This window comes from Enterococcus sp. DIV2453a, from assembly GCF_050533535.1.
Taxonomy (GTDB): Bacteria; Bacillota; Bacilli; order Lactobacillales; family Enterococcaceae; genus Enterococcus; species Enterococcus faecalis.
In genome coordinates, this window is sequence record NZ_CP172899.1 from 497,818 (window position 1) to 516,962 (window position 19,145).

General features: G+C 37.5%; 16 protein-coding genes. 12 read left to right on the plus strand and 4 right to left on the minus strand.

Annotated features, from left to right (window positions below; genetic code table 11):
* The first annotated feature begins 82 nt into the window (after nucleotides 1-82).
* Nucleotides 83-1,987, plus strand: coding sequence for a heavy metal translocating P-type ATPase (locus IGK03_RS02480; RefSeq protein WP_010775630.1), 1,905 nt, complete (start codon nucleotides 83-85; stop codon nucleotides 1,985-1,987).
* Between the two features lie 35 nt (nucleotides 1,988-2,022).
* On the plus strand, nucleotides 2,023-2,742 hold the full coding sequence (locus IGK03_RS02485; protein WP_002361276.1) for an MgtC/SapB family protein: 720 nt from the start codon (nucleotides 2,023-2,025) through the stop codon (nucleotides 2,740-2,742).
* 47 nt (nucleotides 2,743-2,789) lie between these two features.
* Here IGK03_RS02485 and IGK03_RS02490 read toward each other — a convergent pair whose 3' ends face one another.
* On the minus strand, nucleotides 2,790-3,527 hold the full coding sequence (locus tag IGK03_RS02490) for an amino acid ABC transporter ATP-binding protein (protein WP_002355616.1): 738 nt from the start codon (nucleotides 3,525-3,527) through the stop codon (nucleotides 2,790-2,792).
* Nucleotide 3,528: 1 nt separating this feature from the next.
* Nucleotides 3,529-5,697 (minus strand): amino acid ABC transporter substrate-binding protein/permease, encoded by a 2,169-nt coding sequence (locus tag IGK03_RS02495; RefSeq protein WP_002355617.1) that lies wholly within the window; start codon nucleotides 5,695-5,697, stop codon nucleotides 3,529-3,531.
* A gap of 278 nt (nucleotides 5,698-5,975) precedes the next feature.
* Here IGK03_RS02495 and uvrB point away from each other — a divergent pair, with 278 nt between their 5' ends.
* From uvrB to IGK03_RS02535, 8 genes are all read left to right on the plus strand, one after another.
* Nucleotides 5,976-7,973, plus strand: coding sequence for an excinuclease ABC subunit UvrB (gene uvrB / locus IGK03_RS02500; protein WP_002355618.1), 1,998 nt, complete (start codon nucleotides 5,976-5,978; stop codon nucleotides 7,971-7,973).
* A 117-nt stretch (nucleotides 7,974-8,090) separates the two neighbouring features.
* Nucleotides 8,091-10,910 (plus strand): excinuclease ABC subunit UvrA, encoded by a 2,820-nt coding sequence (gene uvrA / locus IGK03_RS02505; RefSeq protein WP_049095831.1) that lies wholly within the window; start codon nucleotides 8,091-8,093, stop codon nucleotides 10,908-10,910.
* A gap of 170 nt (nucleotides 10,911-11,080) precedes the next feature.
* Nucleotides 11,081-11,875 (plus strand): YusW family protein, encoded by a 795-nt coding sequence (locus IGK03_RS02510; protein ID WP_002361281.1) that lies wholly within the window; start codon nucleotides 11,081-11,083, stop codon nucleotides 11,873-11,875.
* A gap of 165 nt (nucleotides 11,876-12,040) precedes the next feature.
* A complete protein-coding gene (rapZ, locus tag IGK03_RS02515; protein ID WP_002355625.1) occupies nucleotides 12,041-12,928 on the plus strand; it encodes an RNase adapter RapZ in 888 nt (295 codons plus the stop codon).
* Nucleotides 12,928-13,923: a gluconeogenesis factor YvcK family protein gene (locus tag IGK03_RS02520; protein ID WP_002355627.1), complete on the plus strand. Its 996-nt coding sequence runs from the start codon at nucleotides 12,928-12,930 to the stop codon at nucleotides 13,921-13,923. The genes rapZ and IGK03_RS02520 overlap by 1 nt, the downstream gene beginning before the upstream one ends.
* Before the next feature lie 33 nt (nucleotides 13,924-13,956).
* Entirely contained in the window at nucleotides 13,957-14,892 is a 936-nt protein-coding gene (whiA, locus tag IGK03_RS02525) for a DNA-binding protein WhiA (protein WP_002358736.1), read from the plus strand.
* Between the two features lie 233 nt (nucleotides 14,893-15,125).
* Nucleotides 15,126-16,049 (plus strand): PEP phosphonomutase, encoded by a 924-nt coding sequence (locus IGK03_RS02530; RefSeq protein ID WP_002358737.1) that lies wholly within the window; start codon nucleotides 15,126-15,128, stop codon nucleotides 16,047-16,049.
* Between the two features lie 113 nt (nucleotides 16,050-16,162).
* Entirely contained in the window at nucleotides 16,163-16,681 is a 519-nt protein-coding gene (locus IGK03_RS02535) for a DsbA family protein (protein WP_002373440.1), read from the plus strand.
* Between the two features lie 43 nt (nucleotides 16,682-16,724).
* On the opposite strand, the gene clpP is transcribed toward IGK03_RS02535, so the two are convergent.
* Entirely contained in the window at nucleotides 16,725-17,318 is a 594-nt protein-coding gene (clpP, locus tag IGK03_RS02540) for an ATP-dependent Clp endopeptidase proteolytic subunit ClpP (protein WP_002355633.1), read from the minus strand.
* Nucleotides 17,319-17,513: 195 nt separating this feature from the next.
* On the opposite strand from clpP, the gene IGK03_RS02545 reads away from it, so the two are divergent.
* The gene (locus tag IGK03_RS02545; RefSeq protein ID WP_002355635.1) at nucleotides 17,514-18,032 is read left to right on the plus strand and encodes a hypothetical protein; all 519 of its coding nucleotides are present in this window, start codon (nucleotides 17,514-17,516) and stop codon (nucleotides 18,030-18,032) included.
* Between the two features lie 19 nt (nucleotides 18,033-18,051).
* Here the strand turns inward: IGK03_RS02545 and IGK03_RS02550 are convergent, their stop codons facing one another.
* Nucleotides 18,052-18,456 carry a DUF1622 domain-containing protein gene (locus tag IGK03_RS02550; RefSeq protein WP_002383026.1) on the minus strand — a complete coding sequence of 135 codons (405 nt, stop codon included), beginning with the start codon at nucleotides 18,454-18,456 and terminating at the stop codon, nucleotides 18,052-18,054.
* 464 nt (nucleotides 18,457-18,920) lie between these two features.
* On the opposite strand from IGK03_RS02550, the gene IGK03_RS02555 reads away from it, so the two are divergent.
* Nucleotides 18,921-19,109 (plus strand): hypothetical protein, encoded by a 189-nt coding sequence (locus IGK03_RS02555; protein WP_430602443.1) that lies wholly within the window; start codon nucleotides 18,921-18,923, stop codon nucleotides 19,107-19,109.
* Nucleotides 19,110-19,145: the final 36 nt, after the last annotated feature.

Sequence of the window (19,145 nt, forward strand, 5' to 3'; positions counted from 1 at the left end):
CTTTACAAAACCACCCAAGTGTTTTATAATATGAATATACATTCATATGAATAGAAAAACATTAATGAGGAGGCGCATAACAATGTCAAAACAAACAGGTGCACACACACATGAAGAAAAAGGTAAAAACGTTCCAGTTATTCTCTTTTTTACAGGATTGGCTCTTTTCTTTATCGGTTTATTTTTAGGGAACATGCTCTTAATGAAAAATATTCTTTTCTCATTAGCTGCTATTTTAGCTGGTTATCATATTATTGGGGAAGGCTTTGGAGATACGTATCGGGATACGAAAAACAATCGAAAGTTTTCGCCTAATATTCATTTGTTAATGACCTTAGCTGCAGTTGGTTCAGCATTAATGGGAAGTTTTGAAGAATCAGCATTGTTGATTTTGATTTTTGCGGCGGCGCATTTCCTTGAAGATTATGCCCAAGGCAAAAGTCAACGTGAAATTACAAAACTATTAAATTTAAATCCAACAGAAGCTCGCCTGATAACAGACGACGGCTCAATTCAAACTGTGTCAGTTGAACAATTGAAGATTGGTGACCGCGTGCAAGTCCTCAATGGTGCGCAAATTCCGACAGATGGCGTCGTGATTGAAGGAAGTACCGCTGTGGATGAATCATCTATTAATGGGGAAAGTATTCCCAAAGAAAAAAATAGTGGGGACCCAGTTTTTGGTAGTACCATGAACGGTTCAGGCACAATTGTTGTTGAAGTAACGAAAGATAGTTCAGAAACAGTTTTTGCGAAAATCGTACAGCTCGTGAACCAATCACAAGAAAATCAATCGGAAATTGCAAGCAAAATTAAACGATTTGAACCAAAATATGTCACACTAGTTTTAGCAGTTTTTCCACTAATTGTTTTAGGTGGCGCATTACTTTTCCAATTGACTTGGGCTGAAAGTTTTTACAGAGGCTTGGTCTTCTTAATTGCTGCCTCCCCTTGTGCTTTAGCAGCGAGTGCCGTTCCGGCAACTTTATCAGGAATTTCCAATTTAGCGAAACAAGGCGTTTTGTTTAAAGGTGGCTCATTCTTATCAAATTTAGCTGAAGTGAAAGCACTCGCTTTTGATAAAACAGGCACACTAACAAAAGGCAAACCTGAGGTCACAGATTATCTTTTTGTTGATGGCTTAGAAGCTCGCCAAGACGAATTAGTAGCTGTTTTAACAAATATGGAGAAAAAATCCAATCATCCATTGGCGACGGCGATTGTTAATCGCTTTGAAGCAGAAACAACGGCTTTAAATTTAGAAGTAGAAAATATTGTCGGGGTGGGTTTAGTAACGACCATTGCAGACACAACTTTTAGAATTGGTAAACCATCTAGTTTCGAACAAGTGCCAACAATCATTGAGAAACAAACAACGAAATTAGCGAGTGAAGGCAAAACGGTAGTGTACTTTGCCGAAAATGAACAAGTGATTGGTTTAGTGGCATTGATGGATGTTCCTAATGAAGAAGCAATGAACGCCATTCACTATTTCAAGTCACAAAATATTGAAACAACAATGATTACAGGAGATGCAAAACTTACGGGTGAAGCAGTTGGCCGCTTAGTAGGCGTGGACCAAGTTTTTGCTAATGTTTTACCTGAGGAAAAATCAGCGATTGTTGATCAATTAAAACGCGAAGTAGGAATGACTGGGATGGTTGGTGATGGCATTAACGATGCGCCCGCTTTAGTGAATGCTGATATCGGAGTGGCGATGGGGGATGGTACAGACATTGCTATCGATGTTGCAGACGTGGTAGTGATGAAAAATGATCTTTCTAAATTAGGCTATGCTCACCGTGTCTCAAAACGCTTGAATAAAATTGTGCAGCAAAATATTATTTTTTCAATGTTAGTGGTAGCAACGTTAATTATCTTGAACTTTTTAGGTATTGCGAATATCGCATTTAGCGTACTTATTCATGAAGGAAGTACCTTAGTGGTCATTTTTAATGGCTTGCGTTTATTAGTTAATACAAAATAAGTCAAATAGTCACTTGCAAGAAAGGAGAGAAAGCGATGAATTCTTTAAAAATGATTGAACTTTCTCTCACCGACGTTGTCATTCGGATGGCTCTAGCCGTGGTTTTTGGAGCTTTGATTGGGTTAGAAAGAAGTATTAAAAGAAAAGGCTTCGGTATCAGTAGTAATGCCATTTTATGTTTGGCCTCCTGTACGATTTCCATTTTACAGATTCAATCGGTGGATATTTTAGTCGATGTGGTGAAACAAAATAGCGCCTTGGCATCCATTATTTCTATGGATATTACACGATATGGCGCCCAAGTGATTAGTGGTGTAGGCTTTCTCGGTGCGGGGATTATCGTTTTTAGAGAAAGGAAAGTTTCTGGGTTAACGACAGCAGTAATGATGTGGAATGTTACTATTATTGGTTTAGTCATTGGGATGGGCTTTTTAACCATTGCGTTTATCAATCTCGTGGCAACTTTGCTAGTATTAGCTCTGGCCCATTTTAAACGAAAAACTCCTTTAAAACGATTGCAGCTTATCGTAAAAATGAAGGAACCCATGATTAAAGAAAGCCGCCTGCATGAACAACTTCAAGCTTCTTTAGAAAAAGGGGAGCGCTTAGTAGAATTGACTTTGGAATCCGAACAAGAGGCAGTGACAGCAAAGATTTCTTATGTAGGCAAAGAAGATTTCTGGCATTCCAACTTGCACCATCTCTTAAAAGAAAAAGGGCACGTTCAATCTGTCTCTGTCACGGAAACAATTTAACCATAAAATAAAGCACTTGGGCGCTAGCGCGCGCCAAGTGCTTTTGTTTAAATATTTAATACTTTATCTAAGAAATCTTTTGTTCGAGGGTTTTGAGGATTTTCAAAGACTTGCTCTGGCGAACCATCTTCTAGGAAGTTACCGCCATCAATGAACATTACTCGGTTAGCCACTTCTTTTGCAAAGCCCATTTCGTGAGTAACTATGACCATTGTCATTCCTTGTTTTGCTAAATCTTTCATTACACCAAGAACATCGCCAACCATTTCTGGATCAAGAGCTGATGTTGGCTCATCGAAAAGCATAATATCAGGATTCATCGCTAACGCACGTGCAATTGCGACACGTTGTTTTTGACCACCAGATAAAGAATCTGGATAGGCATCTTTTTTATCTGCCAACCCAACACGTTCTAAAAGTTCTAACGCTTTTTTCTCCGCTTCGTCTTTTGACAAGCGACCTAAATCGGTTGGTGCTAAAACAATATTTTCTAAAATAGATAAATGTGGAAACAAATTGAAATGTTGGAAAACCATGCCGATATGTTGACGGACTTGGTTGATGTCCGTATTTTTATCTGTCAAGTTCGCACCATCAATAATAATGTCTCCGCTAGAAGCTTCTTCTAATTGATTCAAGCAACGTAAAAAAGTACTTTTACCAGAACCAGAAGGACCGATGACGCAGACTACGTCGCCTTCGTTAATAGAAACATTAATGTCGTTTAAGACCGTGTTGTCACCATATTTTTTTACTAAATGTTCAACTAAGATTTTTTCAGTCATATTAGTTCACCTTCTTTTCAAGGTTTTTCGCTAATTTAGTTAAGCTAGTAATTAAAATTAAGTAGATTAACGCAATAACGAAGTAAACCATTGTACTTTGTAATGTCCGAGCAACAATAATTTTTCCTGTTTGTAGTAGTTCGATTAAGCCAATTGCTGAAAGGATAGTTGTATCTTTCAATGAAATAACAAATTGGTTAATGAATGAAGGAATCATAATGCGAATCGCTTGTGGTAAAATAATTTTTTGCATTGTCCGATTATAGGAAAGACCTAAACTTCTTGAAGCTTCCATTTGGCCAACTGGAACAGCTTTGATTCCGCCGCGCACAATTTCAGAAATATAGGCACTGGCATTTAAAGTTAATGTGATAATCCCAGCAATGAAGACCGGGATATTAAAGCCAAGCACACCAGGTAATCCGAAATAGATGAAGAACGCTAAGACCATTAAAGGAATTCCGCGAATTAAATCAACATAAATGGTTGAAAGTACACGTAATGCTTTGATTGGTGAAACGCTGAATAATCCGAAAATAACGCCGACAATTAAAGCAAGTACGAAGGAAATCAACGTTAATAGAATCGTCATCCATAAACCGTGTAACAATTGTTTCCAGTTGTTTTGCATGAAGCCAACAAACGTAGATTCGTCAGCTGTTTCTTCTTTGGCTTCGTTGCCATCTTTTACGTAAGTGCCGATAATTTTATCGTATTCACCTGTACGTTTCATTTCTTTTAAGCCTTCGTTAAACATTTCAAGTAGTTCAGGATTTTGCCCTTTTTTGACAGCAAAACCGTAAGAACCACCTTTTTCACGAGGAATTGGTGTCGCTAGTGGTTGATTTTGCGCAACCCCGTAGCCAATGACAGGATAATCATCCATCATGGCATCAACTTCGCCAATTTCTAACGCACTGTATAATGCATCAGTTGTGTCTAAATACTTAATTGAGTAATCATATTTCTTTTTATTTTTTTCTAAGAAATCAGCACTTTCAGTACCAATTTTTACGCCGACTTTTTTGCCTTTTAAATCATCATACGATTTAATTTTGTCATTGCCTTTTTTGACCGCAATTTGAATACCGCTATCAAAGTAAGGAACAGAGAAGTCGAAGGCTTTTTTACGATCATCCGTAATCGTCATGCCTGCAACCATCCCATCTGCTTGACCAGATTCAACAGCTTGGACAGCAGAACTAAAACCAATAAATTTAAATTCAACAGTAAAACCTTGCAATTCAGCTGCACGTTTGACTAAATCTACATCAATTCCGACATAATCGCCTTGGGCATTTTGAAACTCAAACGGAGCAAATGTAGAATCACTAGCAATCACATATTTCTCTTTTTTAGGAGTGATTTTTTTCATCTGTTCGCCAGCGTCTTGTGTGTTTGTTTCATCGCCTGTCGCTAAGTAGTTGTTTAAAATTTTATCATAAGTACCATTGTCTTTAAGATTTTTCAAACCAGCGTTGAACTTTTTGATTAATTCAGGGTTTTGACCTTTTTTCACTGCGAAACCATAAGAACTGCCTGTTTCTTTATCGCCAACTAATTGTAATTTTTGACCATTTTTCACTGCGTAGCCCAATACAGGATAATCATCAACGATTGCATCCGCTTCGCCGTTTTCTAAGGCTTTATAAAGACCCGTTGCATCGTCAAAATTTTTGATGGTGTAGTCATATTTCTCTTTATTTTTTTCAAGGAAATTGGCACTTTCAGTTCCAACTTTAGCCGCAACCGTTTTGCCTTTTAAATCATCATATGATTTAATTTTGTCGTTTCCTTTTTTTACCGCTAATTGTAAACCGCTATCGAAGTATGGATCTGAAAAATCAAAGGATTTTTTTCGCTCATCCGTAATACTCATTCCAGCAATCATGCCATCAATTTGTTTAGACTGAATCGCTTGGACTGCACTATCGAAGCCTAATGGTTTTAAATCCACTTCAAAACCTTGATCTTTGGCAATCGCATCTAATAAATCAACGTCAATACCAATGTATTTTCCTTTTGAGTCTTGGAATTCAAAAGGGGCGAATGTTAAATCCGTTCCAATTGTATATTTCTTTCCTTCTGCATGTGCTGAAGTGCCACTAATGAATGTTAGCAGAGTTACCATCATCACAAAGAAAGAAAGTAAAAAGTGTTTCCTTTTCATAAAATACCTCCTAGTTTTGCATATTGAACAATTATATAGTAAGAAATAGGAAGCTGACAAGTATTTGAACGCTAAAAAGAGAAAAAAACTCTAATTTCCTTACATTGCATGTTATAAAATGTGACATATAAATTAAGAACAAAAGATTAAGATCAGTTGAAGTTCGAAACAGCAAAAGTGGCGAAAATATGTTCGGTATGTTAAACTAATAAGTGGACATTCTGCCAGAATGGGCCGATAATTTAAGAGAAATTAGACACTTTGAGGGGGAGTTATAAATGATCGAAAGAGAAACTTCCAATACCTTTCATTTGGCTTCTAAATATGAGCCTGCCGGAGATCAGCCAGCCGCTATTGCTGAACTAGTTGACGGTGTCAAAGGTGGAGAAAAAGCTCAAATTTTACTTGGAGCGACCGGAACAGGTAAAACATTTACAATCTCTAATGTGATTCAAGAAGTGAACAAACCAACATTAGTGATTGCACATAATAAAACACTAGCTGGACAATTATACGGGGAATTTAAAGAATTTTTCCCAGATAATGCGGTCGAGTATTTTGTCAGTTACTATGATTATTATCAACCAGAAGCATATGTACCCTCAAGTGATACATATATTGAAAAAGATTCCAGTATTAATGATGAAATTGATAAACTACGCCATTCAGCGACAAGTTCTTTATTGGAACGAAACGATGTCATCGTGGTAGCATCAGTTTCTTGTATTTTTGGTTTAGGGGATCCGCGGGAATACAGCCAACAAGTTGTTTCATTACGTGTGGGAATGGAAATGGATCGTAATGAGTTACTAAAAAGTTTAGTCGATATTCAATTCGAACGAAATGATATTGATTTTCAACGGGGGCGTTTTCGTGTCCGCGGTGATGTGGTTGAGATATTCCCAGCTTCACGGGATGAGCATGCGCTACGTGTTGAATTTTTCGGAGACGAAATTGATCGAATTCGTGAAGTAGATGCGTTAACTGGTGAAATTGTCGGCGAAACAGAGCATGTCGCTATTTTTCCGGCAACACACTTTGTGACGAACGAAGAACATATGGAACATGCCATATCGCAGATCCAAGAAGAATTAGAGGCACGTTTGAAAGTGCTTCGCAGTGAAAACAAATTATTGGAAGCCCAACGTTTGGAACAGCGAACCAACTATGATATTGAGATGATGAGAGAGATGGGCTATACGTCAGGGATTGAGAATTACTCTCGACATATGGATGGTCGCCAAGAAGGGGAGCCGCCATATACGCTGTTGGACTTTTTCCCAGATGACTTCTTACTTGTAATCGATGAGTCTCATGTAACAATGCCGCAAATTAGAGGAATGTATAATGGCGACCGAGCACGGAAACAAATGTTAGTGGACTATGGTTTCCGTTTACCAAGTGCACTTGATAACCGACCGCTTCGTTTAGAAGAATTTGAACAACATGTAAACCAAATTGTTTATGTATCGGCAACACCAGGCCCTTATGAAATGGAACAAACAGAGACGGTTGTTCAACAAATCATTCGACCAACAGGTTTACTAGATCCAGAAGTAGAAATCCGCCCAATTATGGGTCAAATTGATGACTTGGTGGGCGAAATTCATGAACGGATCGAAAAAGATCAGCGAGTGTTTGTCACAACCTTAACGAAGAAAATGGCCGAAGATTTAACCGACTATTTCAAAGAATTAGGCTTAAAAGTTAAATATTTGCATAGTGATATAAAAACACTGGAAAGAACGGAGATTATTCGCGATTTACGATTAGGCGAATTTGATATTCTAATTGGTATTAACTTATTACGTGAAGGAATCGATGTGCCAGAAGTTTCCTTAATTGCGATTCTAGATGCGGATAAAGAAGGCTTCTTACGTAGTGAACGCTCATTAGTGCAAACGATGGGACGGGCTGCCCGGAACGCTGAAGGAAAAGTCATTATGTATGCAGATAAAATCACCGATTCGATGCAACGAGCTATGGATGAAACGGCACGACGTCGGGCAATCCAAGAAGCATATAATGAAGAACATGGCATTGAACCAAAAACAATTATTAAAGAAATTCGTGATTTGATTTCTATTTCCAAAACAGCTGATAAAGATGAAACAGTGGTTCAATTGGATAAATCATATGAAGATTTATCAAGACAAGAAAAAGCTGATTTATTAATGAAACTTGAAAGAGAAATGAAAGATGCGGCCAAAGCATTAGACTTCGAAACTGCAGCCACATTACGAGATACCATTCTTGAATTGAAAGCTGCCAAATAAGTCAACCAACGGATTAAGTAAAAGATACGATGAACCATCGTATCTTTTACTAATCTTTTCTCTATAGAATGACTTGAAATGATTTGACGTAAGAGATTTAGTAAAAGGAGAACATATATGGCAAATGATAAAATTGTGATTCATGGTGCACGCGCCCATAACTTAAAAAATATTGATGTCACGATTCCTCGTGACAAAATGGTTGTTGTAACTGGATTATCTGGTTCTGGTAAAAGTTCATTAGCATTTGATACGCTTTACGCAGAAGGGCAACGACGTTATGTAGAGAGTCTCTCTGCTTATGCGCGACAATTTTTGGGACAGATGGATAAACCAGATGTTGACAGCATCGATGGTTTAAGTCCAGCTATTTCAATTGATCAAAAGACGACAAGTAAGAACCCACGCTCAACAGTAGGGACGGTCACAGAAATCAATGATTATTTACGATTGTTATTTGCTCGGGTAGGTCATCCAATTTGTCCTAACGATCATATTGAAATTACCAGTCAGTCTGTTGAACAGATGGTTGATAAAGTCTTAGAGCTACCAGAGCGAACAAAAATTCAAATTTTGGCGCCTGTTGTGGTCAAGAAAAAAGGCCAACATAAAAAAGTGTTTGAAATGATCCAACGTGAAGGGTATGTCAGAATGCGGGTGGATGGTGAAACCTATGATGTTAGTGAGGCACCAGAACTTGAAAAAAATAAAAAACATGATATTGCGATTGTGATTGACCGTATCGTTGTGAAAGAAGGCATTCGCTCTCGCTTGTTTGATTCGTTTGAAGCGGCTTTGCGTTTAGCTGAAGGTTACGCAATTGTTGATGTGATTGGTCAAGAAGAAATGTTGTTTAGTGAACATTATGCTTGTCCTTATTGTGGGTTCACAGTCGGTGAATTGGAACCGCGCTTGTTTTCATTTAATGCACCATTTGGCGCTTGTCCCGATTGTGATGGTTTAGGTGTTAAATTAGAAGTGGACAAAGACTTAGTGATTCCAGATCCCACTAAAACCTTGAGAGAAGGAGCCATTGTTCCGTGGAACCCTATTAGTTCCCAATATTATCCACAAATGTTGGAACAAGCAGCCACCAGTTTTGGGATTGATATGGATACGCCGTTTGAAGAATTACCTGCAGACCAACAAGAAATTATTTTAAATGGTTCTGGCGAGAAAAACTTTCATTTTCATTATGAAAATGACTTTGGTGGTGTTCGTGATGTGGAAGTGCCATTTGAAGGGATTTTAAAAAATATTAAACGACGTTATCATGAAACAAATAGCGATTTTACACGAGATCAAATGCGGTTATACATGACAGAATTGACTTGTCGAAGCTGTCAAGGGTATCGTTTGAATCCGCAAGCTTTAGCTGTGAAAATCAATGGCACGCACATTGGTGAAGTCAGTGAATTAGCAATAAAAAATGCGGTCCAATTTTTTGAAGGTGTGTCTTTATCTGAACAAGAAACAACGATTGCTCGGCCAATTTTAAAAGAAGTCGAAGATCGGTTAACCTTCTTAAAAAATGTCGGGTTAGATTACTTAACCTTAAGTCGAGCTGCTGGTACACTTTCTGGCGGAGAAGCACAAAGAATTCGCTTAGCAACACAAATTGGGTCAAACTTATCAGGCGTCCTTTACATTTTAGATGAACCATCAATTGGTTTGCATCAACGAGATAACGACCGCTTGATTGACTCATTGAAAAAAATGCGGGACTTAGGCAATACATTAATTGTGGTGGAACACGATGAAGATACAATGATGGCTTCGGATTACTTGATTGATGTGGGACCTGGCGCTGGACATCTGGGCGGTGAAATTGTAGCCGCTGGTACGCCGGAAGAGGTTGCTAAAAATCCGTATTCATTGACCGGACAATATCTTTCTGGGAAAAAAGTGATTCCTGTACCAAAAGAACGTCGCAAAGGTAATGGCAAAGCGATCAAAGTCACTGGTGCCAGTGAAAATAATTTAAAAAATGTCAGTGTTGAATTTCCGCTAGGTGAATTTGTTGCTGTCACAGGTGTTTCAGGTTCAGGGAAAAGTACTTTAGTCAATCAAATTTTGAAAAAAGCGCTGGCCCAAAAATTAAATCGTAATTCCAATAAACCTGGGAAACACAAAAGTATCACTGGTTATGAAGCCATTGAAAAGATTGTTGACATTGACCAAAGTCCGATTGGCCGAACACCAAGAAGTAATCCAGCGACTTATACTAGTGTTTTTGATGACATTCGCGATTTGTTTGCCCAAACAAATGAAGCCAAGGTTCGTGGCTATAAAAAAGGTCGCTTTAGTTTTAACGTCAAAGGTGGCCGTTGTGAAGCTTGTCGCGGGGATGGTATCATCAAAATTGAAATGCACTTTTTACCTGATGTCTATGTGCCTTGCGAAGTTTGTCATGGCAAACGTTATAATTCTGAGACGTTAGAAGTTCATTATAAAGGCAAAAACATTTCTGATATTTTAGATATGACGGTGGAAGATGCCGTAGAATTTTTCAAACATATCCCTAAAATTCATCGTAAATTGCAAACAATTGTGGATGTAGGCTTAGGCTATGTGACATTGGGGCAGCCAGCAACTACTTTATCTGGTGGAGAAGCACAGCGGATGAAGCTAGCGAGTGAACTTCATAAAAATTCTAATGGGAAAAACTTTTATATTCTGGATGAACCAACAACAGGCTTGCATACCGATGATATTGCGCGGTTGCTTCTAGTATTAGAGCGTTTAGTGGAAGCGGGCAATACCGTTTTAGTGATTGAACATAACTTGGATGTCATCAAATCTGCGGACCATGTGATTGATCTAGGGCCAGAAGGTGGCGACGGTGGTGGGACGATCGTGGCGACAGGAACACCAGAAGAAGTTGCTAAAGTCAAAGACAGTTACACAGGATATTATTTAAAACGTGTTCTGAAATAAACATTAATGATTAGATAAAGAACCTTGTTTTTATGGGAAACAAGGTTTTTTATTATAAAATAACAAATATTTTTTAATTAAAATTAAAAATAAATGTTGACTTAATGTGTAATTAAAAGATATACTATGTTTGTTAACAAAATAACAATGAACACGAAGGGAAGTCTTAAATGAAAAACAAAAAAATAACAACAGGTTTATTAACAGCAGGAATGGTCTTAGCTATCGGAATCACACCTTTTGTACATAGTAACACAATGGAAGCAGCGACCTTAATTTCACAATCAGACCATGAAAAAGTAATGAGCTTTACCAAGAAAGACTTAAAAGAAGCAACGGGCATTCAATTGGAGCCGGCGACAGTACAAGCCGTTCATCAGGAATTAAAGCAACAAATCACCTGGGAAACATTAGGCTATTCCACAATTGATGCGCAAAATATTGCGACACGTTTTACACAAAATACATATCAGGCTCTGGGGATTTTAACAGATATCGCCAACCATTCAGACCTTCAATTGAAAGTCATTACCATTAATAATCCCTATCTAGCAACAGCTAAAATTGGTACCTTTAAGTGGGAAACTGTAACTCCTGAAGTTGGTGGGGACCATGAAACAGCAGACAATGAACTAACCACACCGACACCGACTGTTGCCAGTCTTCAAGAGATTGACGTAGAAATTGAATACGACGAAAATGAAATTGAGTTCACCTATGAAATAAAATCGAACGGAACAATTGAAGCAACGTATGAAGATGAATCTGCTGATTTAGAATTAGAAGGTAAGGCAGCACAAGACAAAATCATGACTCTTTTAGATGGATTGTCAATCAAAACAGCTACAAATGAACAAATTAAAGAACACATTACGAAAAAGTTAGCCGTGAATGAACAAGTAAAACAATTTGAGTTTGAAGCTAATTTTACTGATAAAACAGAAATTGAGTTTGTATTAAAATAACACACAGTTATATAATATAATTCAGAAATTAAAACAGCATTGACAAAAATGTCAATGCTGTTTTTCTATGAAAGAATAGAAATCTTTATAAGAATGATTGAAAAGCTTTCTTTGATACGCCCGGGGTGTTATAATATAGTGATGCAAGTGAAGGGAGTGTTGAATATGCCAGAAAATTTACAACTGGTTATTATTACAGGAATGAGTGGCGCTGGAAAAACAGTCGCTGTTCAAAGCTTTGAAGACATGGGCTATTTCTGTATCGACAATTTACCACCAAGCTTAATCCCAAAATTTTGGGAATTAATTAAAGAATCTGGAAAAGTTACCAAGATTGCGTTAGTGATTGATTTACGTTCACGGACCTTCTTTAGAGAAATTCAGGATATGTTAGTCGAACTTGAAAATACTAATTTTATTGATACAACGATTTTATTTTTAGATGCCACCGATGAAGAGTTGGTTTCTCGTTATAAAGAGACACGGCGTGCGCATCCAATGGCGATGGATGGTTTAGTGACAGAAGGTATTCGTAAAGAACGTGCAATGCTGGAAGAAATCAAGGCGGATGCTCAGTTGGTCATTGACACTACGGACTTGTCCCCTCGTCAATTGCGGGAACGTTTGAATAAAGAACTAGCAACGAGAGAGACACACGAATTTCGAGTGGAAATGGTGTCCTTCGGCTTTAAATATGGGTTGCCGATTGATGCAGATATCGTTATGGATGTTCGCTTTTTACCTAATCCCCATTATATTGATGAACTACGGCCGTTAACTGGAATGGATCAACCTGTTTATGATTATGTGATGGGCTTCCCAGAAACAGATGAATTTTATACAAAATTTATCGATTTACTGCGAACAGTCTTACCTGGATATAAAAAAGAAGGTAAAAGTAGCGTCACCATTGCAATTGGCTGTACTGGCGGACAACATCGCTCTGTTGCATTGACAGAACGTGTTGGTGCTGAATTAAAAGAGGAAGATTACCATGTAAATATTACCCACCGCGACCGCTTAAAAAGAAAAGAAACGGTTAATCGCTCTTAATGAAAACCTATCGAATTCGTAAACCGAAGATTGTGGTTGTTGGTGGTGGAACAGGCTTGCCAGTAATTTTAAAAAGTTTAAGAAATCAAAGTGTTGATATTACTGCCGTCGTAACGGTCGCTGATGACGGCGGTAGTAGTGGCGAGCTTCGTTCCTCTATTAATAACATGACACCTCCGGGAGATTTAAGAAATGTTTTAGTGGCATTGTCAGATATGCCACAATTATATGAAGATATTTTTCAATATCGTTTTGATAAATCAGATAGTCATTTTGCCAATCATGCAATCGGTAATTTAATCATTGCTGCTGTCTCAGAAATGAGAGGAAGTACGTATGAAGCGATTCAATTGCTTTCAAAAATGATGCATGTTGATGGACGGATTTATCCATCATCAGAACGGCCATTAACGTTACATGCCGTATTTAAAGATGGCTCAGTGGCGGTGGGAGAATCAAAAATTGCACTGGATCGCAAGACGATTGACCATGTGTTTGTAACAAATACACACGGAGAAGAACAGCCAAGAGCTGCGCGTAAAGTCGTCAAAGCAATTGAAGAAGCAGACATGGTCGTGTTAGGACCGGGGAGTCTTTTTACAAGTATTTTACCTAATTTAGTTATTACAGAAATTGGTGAAGCCATCAAACAAACGGCAGCCGAAGTAGTCTATATTTGTAACATCATGACCCAAAAAGGGGAAACGGAACATTTTACGGATGCCGATCATGTTCGTGTCTTAAACGAGCATCTACAAGCGCAGTTTGTTGATACAGTACTGGTTAACACAGAAAAAGTACCAGAAAATTACATGGATCCTGAAATTTATGATGAATATTTAGTTCAAGTAAAGCATGATTTTCAAGGATTACGTGAAGAAGGATGCCGAGTCATTTCGACAGACTTTTTAGAATTAAGAGATGGCGGAGTTTTTCATGATGGGGAAAAAGTTGTTGAAGAACTTTTCCGTATCGTATTTGGAACGAAATATTAATTAATCAAAAGAATCAAGAGAGGAGGAGCTTAGATGTCTTTTGCCTCGGATGTCAAAAAAGAGTTAACTGGTTTAGAAGTCCATCGAGAACACGCGAAAGCAGAATTAGCAGCATTAATTCGGATGAACGGCTCACTTAGCTTAGTTAATCAACAGTTTGTCTTGAATGTACAAACGGAAAATGCTGCAATTGCTCGTCGAATGTATTCATTGCTGAAAGATCATTACCATGCACAAGCAGAATTATTAGTTCGTAAAAAAATGAAACTAAAGAAAAATAATGTTTACATTGTGCGTCTAAAACAAGATACACAAAAAATTCTAGCTGATTTGGATATTATGGATGGGGTCGTTTTTAATGGCAATGTGTCAAATGAAATCATGGGTAACGCGCAAAAAATGCGTTCCTATTTACGCGGGGCCTTTATGGCTTCTGGCTCAGTTAATAATCCGGAAACAAGTCGCTATCATTTAGAAATTTTTTCAATTTATGAAGAACACAATAATGATATTTGTAAGATGTTGAATTACTATGACTTAAACGCTCGAACATTGGGACGCCGAAACGGGTATATTTGTTATTTAAAAGGTGCTGAAAAAATTGCCGACTTTTTAACGTTAATTGGTGCCACGAACTCTATGTTGAAATTTGAAGATGTCCGGATTGTCCGTGATATGCGGAATTCAGTAAATCGTTTAGTGAATTGCGAAACAGCGAATTTAAATAAAACTATTGATGCGGCTTCAAAACAAATTGAAAATATTCAATTTATTGAAAGTACAGTAGGGCTGACGTCATTACCGGAGAAACTTCAGGAAATCGCAGAATTACGGTTAGAGTATCCGGAAGTTAGTCTCAAAGAACTAGGGGAAATGATTCCTTCAGGAGCTATTTCTAAGTCAGGTATTAATCATCGTATTCGCAAAATTAATGAATTTGCAGAAAAATTACGAGAAAAAAGTGCGTAAATTTTCTGCTCCAGAAGTGAAGAATAACATTTCCGTTTGAAGTGCTATCCTTCACTTTTTCTTTAAGCGTGTAAAAAAAATTAAAGTGTGCAAAAAGTGTGTAGCACTGAAATGTAGTGTTGACCTGTGGTTTAAAGAAAGGACGTTGGCACGAATGTTGCATGTAATAAAATGCAAGCGATTACTTATTGCTGTTTTTAACTAAAACATTAAAAACTATTGGAGGGGTCAAAATGGTTCAACGATTAATTAGTGCAAATGCATCAGAAATCAAACGGATGTCAAAAGAAGAGCTGTTTCAGAGTATTAAAGCGAGCGAAGGGCGCGTAATTTTATCGGAAAATGTGGTAGTTCATCCATCCGTAGCAGGTGATATCACTTGTGCGGAAATGTCAAAAGCATATGGAGCAGACATGATTTTATTGAATGTTTTCGATGTTAATCAACCGATTGTAGTAGCCGCTTATGAAGGGCAATATACTGCGGAAACATGTGTCCCTAATGATGAGGTTGTTCATCGTTTGAAAGAACTAGTCGGTTTACCGATTGGCATGAATGTCGAACCTGTTGATGAAAATTTAGACTTAGCTTCAACGAGAGTTTCGATTGAACCAGGTAGAAAAGCATCAGCAGCTACTTTCAAAAAAGCCAATGAACTGGGTTTGGATTTTATCTTATTGACAGGTAATCCAGGAACTGGCGTGACCAACGACTTGATTGCTAAGAACGTGGCCTTAGCCAAAAAACATTTTGATGGCATCATTATTGCCGGAAAAATGCACAGTTCAGGCGTAGATGAACCAGTGGTCAGTTTAAAATCAGCTGAACAATTTATTGAAGCGGGCGCTGATATTGTCTTAGTCCCAGCAGTCGGCACGGTTTGGGGCATCGATGATCAACAAGTCAAAGAAGTTGTGGATTTTGCACATTCAAAAGGAAAATTAGTTATGAGTGCCATTGGAACTTCACAAGAAAGTGCTCAACCTGAAGTTATCCAAGCAATCGGCATTAGAAATAAAATTTTAGGCGTAGATATTCAACATATTGGCGATGCCAATATGGGCTTAGTTGGTATTGAAAATATTAAAGAGCTTTCTGATGCGATACGTGGGAAAAGACATACTGTTGCTAGAATGGCTCGTTCGATTAATCGTTAAAAAAGTGAACAGAGGCACGAATTCAGAAAATTTGAATTCGTGTCTTATGATTTTTTTATTGAAAAACGGTATACTAAAAGAGAAATAAAGGTTTGAAAGGATGAGGTTTTTTTATGGATATTTCAGTAATTGATGCAACAAAAGTTAACACAGAAACAGGGCTTCACATTGGTGAGAGCAATGCCCCTGTCAAAATGATAGAATTTATCAATGTTCGCTGTCCTTATTGCAGAAAATGGTTTGAAGAGTCTGAGGAACTGTTAGCACAATTTGTCAAAAGTGGTAAAGTTGAACGTATCATTAAGTTGTTTGATAAAGAAAAAGAAAGTTTACAACGCGGCAATGTGATGCATCACTACATTGACTATTCAGCGCCTGAACAAGCACTGTCAGCATTGCATAAAATGTTTGCTACGCAAGATGAATGGGGAAACTTAACCTTAGAAGAAGTAGCGACGTATGCTGAAAAAAATCTTGGCTTAAAAGAACAAAAAGATGCAACGCTTGTTTCCGCAGTGATTGCTGAAGCCAATGCGGCGCACATTCAATTTGTACCAACGATCATCATTGGTGAGCATATCTTTGACGAAAGTGTCACTGAAGAAGAATTACGTGGATACATTGAAAAATAAAAAAATGGAAACAGCGACTGTCGCTGTTTCCATTTTTTTATTTTTAATTTAAGGCGCTACTATTTTCCATTACTTCATCGATTAACCCATATTCTTTTGCTTGTTCGGCAGTCATATAGTTATCACGATCGGTATCACGTTCAATCACTTCAATTGGTTGGCCAGTTCGTTCAGCTAAAATTGAATTTAAACGTTGACGAGTGTCTAAAATGTGACGAGCAGCAATTTCAATTTCTGTTGCTTGCCCTTGAGCGCCACCAAGTGGTTGGTGAATCATGATTTCCGCATTTGGTAAAGCGAAACGTTTGCCTTTTTGACCAGCTGTTAATAAGAAGCTACCCATTGAAGCCGCCATTCCTAATACGATCGTTTGGACATCCGCTTTAACGAAATTCATGGTATCGAAAATCGCTAAACCTGCAGAAACGCTGCCACCAGGAGAGTTAATGTACAAGTAAATGTCTTTTTCTGAATCTTGGGCATCTAAGAATAATAACTGTGCAATCACTGAGTTTGCCACGTTATCATCGATAGGGCCGCTTAGCATAATGATGCGGTCTTTTAATAAACGAGAATAAATGTCATAAGCACGTTCACCGCGAGATGATTGTTCAATAACTGTTGGAATTAAATTCATAAGTAAATCCTCCTATATAAAGAAACTTTTAAAGTCATTCTATCACAAAGCACTTTGAATGCCTATGAAAAGTATACCTCTTTGGTCAATAAAGGTCAACGAAGTCGCTTGAAAAATTTTGTATCATTTTTTATCCGAAACTTTTGGATTATGTTATACTAAAATGGAAAATTAGAAAAGAGCGAGGGGAAAAATATGTTTGTTTTTATCGCCGGAATGGTAGGTGTAATCGTCGGTGCGCTAATAGTCACAGCAAGTGCCGCCTTACATTCATCTTACAAAGAGCGAAAAGAAGTACGTTATCGTGAACTAGAACATTTGGTTAAAGAAATTGAATCATTGAATTTATTAAATAAAAAAGTCAAAGAAATTTTACAAAAGCGTGAATTATATATAGACAGATCAATTGAATACTTATCGATGGATGATTGTTTCATCAGCATCGATGATTTTATTTATTTGGAATCATTTTCTGCTCAAAATAATTTTTACTTACCGACGTACTTAATTGAAGAATTTTTCAAAAAAATTGCGCATCGTAAAGTCATTTTGACGGCCAGCGAAGTTGCTGAAATGGGTGGTCACACCTATAAAGGCGGCCGTGTTATTTTAGAAAATTTTTCAGACGAGATTTTAGCAATTATTGAAGATAAAAAACGTAAAATGCAACGTTTGTCTAACGAACCACTTCATTATTTTAAAGCGATTAAATAAAAAAGAACCAGCGTACCCACTAATTTTTTGGGGTATCTGGTTCTTTTTCTTGTTGTTCCATATCGGTCATAGTGTCTTCAATTTCTTTATGTAAGAAATAAGAAATAACTGTACGGATGATTACCAAGGTTGCCAATTTCAAAATATCTTGAAAAGTTGGTTTGACAATGGATTCAATAATATCAGCAGCAATTAAAATTTCTAAACTTAACAGAATGTAGCTACCAAGGAAGTTTTTGATGAACGTATTCATTTTGGTTAAGGTAAAGCGGCTTTGATTTTGTCGTTCACTTTTAATGAAATCTTTTCCTGCTAAACAAACACCCCAAACTAAAACAATAATCGAAAAAACATTCAGTCCTAAAATACATAGCTCAAAAAGTGGGGTTAAAAGCGTCATTAACTGATGGGGCCACTCATTCATCGTATTCACTCCTACCAAAAAGCCTTTTCTTTAACTATAACGAAACGGCTGACTAACGTCAAATATTGTTGAAATAAACAGGCTAAACTATTCAGCTTATAGAACAAAACTAAGAAAATTATGAATAGCATCTAACAATTAAGTAAAAGGACTGTAAAGGTTCTTTTACTTTTTTTGTGTAAAAAAAGAGTCTTAAAAGGAATCAAGTAGCAAAAAGTAAGTGAAAACCAACTTTGTCAGTGGATAGTCTTTTCATTAATTTTTAAAAGACAAATTTTACGTTTTCAAGAGCCGAATACTGCCAAGTTTTAGCCTATAAAGGTGATAGAATCAGAAATTGAGTAAGAGATGTGTCACAAAAGCAAGGAGACACATCGACTTGATGAAAGATTTAAGGAGCTGTAGTTGAAGTAAAGAGAAGCAAGTGTCCCAAACACTAGCGAAAGAAAATAGGGAGGATTAAAATGTTTAAGAAAGCAACGAAATTATTATCGACAATGGTGATTGTCGCTGGAACAGTTGTGGGAAATTTCAGTCCCACAATGGCTTTAGCCGAAGGAGTGGTTAAAGCAGGAGATACAGAAGGAATGACCAATATGGTGAAAGTGAAAGACGACAGTCTAGCTGATTGTAAACGGATATTGGAGGGATAAGCTACTTTCCCAGTTCAAGCGGGTGAAACGGAACCG